This is a genomic window from Streptomyces sp. NPDC006476 (assembly GCF_040612015.1).
Taxonomy (GTDB): Bacteria; Actinomycetota; Actinomycetes; order Streptomycetales; family Streptomycetaceae; genus Streptomyces; species Streptomyces griseorubiginosus_B.
The window spans coordinates 1-1,524 of sequence record NZ_JBEXPK010000299.1; the positions used below are offsets into that span (position 1 = coordinate 1).

Sequence of the window (1,524 nt, forward strand, 5' to 3'; positions counted from 1 at the left end):
GACGGGGTGGCGGAAGCCGGGGCCGGCGTTCTCGTAGCCGAGGTCGACCAGGGTCGGCATGCCCGTTTCGGCGGCGATGCGGTCCAGGGCGTCGGCCGGGCCGATCTGGGTCTCCCCGGTCCGCCCCGGGCGCGAGCACGACACCACCTGCGCCCGCACGCACGGCCTGGTCGACGCGCTGAACCGGCTCGCCGCCACCCTGGGCATCCCCACGCTCACCGATCTCGGCTACGAGAACGCCGGGCCGGGCATCCGCCATCCGGTCAAAAAGCCCAATGGCGCCGAACTCACCGAAGAACAACGGACGTTCAACGCCGTCATCCGCGGCATCCACGGCGTCGCGGAACGCGCCAACGCCCTGCTCAAGGTGACCTTCAAGGCTCTGCGACGGGTCAGCCTCGACCCCGCCGCGATCACCCGCATCGCCCGCGCCGCCCTCGTCCTGCTCCAGCTCGAACACGGCCGAACCACCTGAACGAAGATCACCAACCGTGACGAGCCGTTACCGAGAAGGGCTCAATGACCAGTTCGGCCCGCATGTGGGTGGCCATCGAGTAGCCGAGCACCCGGCGTGAGCAGATATCCAGGATGCAGGCGAGATACATCCACGAGCCGCCGACCTGCACGTATGTGATGTCCCCGCACCACTTCTCGTCCAGCTGCCCGGCGGAGAAGTCGCGGCGGACGAGGTCCGGGGCAGGCGGTGCAAGGCGGTCCGGGATCGTGGTGCGTTTGCGGCGCCGCAGATGCAGCCCCTCCAGGCCGTGCTTGCGCATGAGCCGCTCGACGCGCTTGCGGTTCACCGTGTGTCCGAAGCCCCGCGGCTCGGCATGGACACGCCGCACTCCGGTACGTTCCCTTGTGGTCGGTGTGGATCTCGCGGATCTCCGCGGCCGGCGCATCATCGGCGGCCTGCCGCACCTCGCGTGCCTTGGCACCAGCGATCCACCGGTAGAAGCCCGAGCGCGAGACCTGAAGCACCCGGCATATCCGCTGCACGCCGAAGTCGGCCCGGTTGTTGGAGATGAAGCCCCAGCGGAGGATCACGCCCTCATCTCCTTCGCGAAATTCTGGGCCGCCCGGCGCAGGATCTCCCGCTCGAGTTCCCACTCCTTCTCGGCCCTGCGCAGCCGGCCGTTCTCCGCACGCAGCCGGGCGAGTTCCTCATCCCTGCCCTCGGCGACAGGCTCGTCGCGGTTGCCACGGCTCGCCTGCTCATCGGCCTGGCGCACCCAACTGCCCAGCGTCTCGCCGGTCACCCCGACATCCGCCGCCACCGCCGCATACGTGCGCTTCCCGCCCGCCGCGCGGTACAGCGCTACCGCATCGTTCCTGAACTCCGCCGGATACGGAGACTTCCGTCCCACCAGGACACCCTTCCTCGGATCAACAAGATCCATTGTCAGAGTGTCCACACCGCGGGGGTCGCCTAAGACGTCATCTCATTTGGCGTGTTCGATACCCTGTTGACGTGGGAATCGTTGAGCGGCTGGTGCCGGACGAGTTGTGGGAACTGTTCCAGCG

General features: G+C 68.2%; 1 protein-coding gene and 2 pseudogenes. 1 reads left to right on the forward strand and 2 read right to left on the reverse strand.

The window, feature by feature from the left end; translation table 11 throughout:
• A pseudogene (locus ABZZ74_RS54155) lies at nt 1-93 on the reverse strand (IS5/IS1182 family transposase); the annotation flags it as partial.
• On the opposite strand from ABZZ74_RS54155, the gene ABZZ74_RS54160 reads away from it, so the two are divergent.
• Nucleotides 77-475, forward strand: coding sequence for a transposase family protein (locus ABZZ74_RS54160; RefSeq protein WP_356951448.1), 399 nt, complete (start codon nt 77-79; stop codon nt 473-475). The pseudogene ABZZ74_RS54155 and the gene ABZZ74_RS54160 overlap by 17 nt on opposite strands.
• A 40-nt stretch (nt 476-515) precedes the next feature.
• Here the strand turns inward: ABZZ74_RS54160 and ABZZ74_RS54165 are convergent.
• Nucleotides 516-1,367: pseudogene (locus tag ABZZ74_RS54165) on the reverse strand (IS3 family transposase); the annotation flags it as partial.
• Nucleotides 1,368-1,524 lie beyond the last annotated feature (157 nt).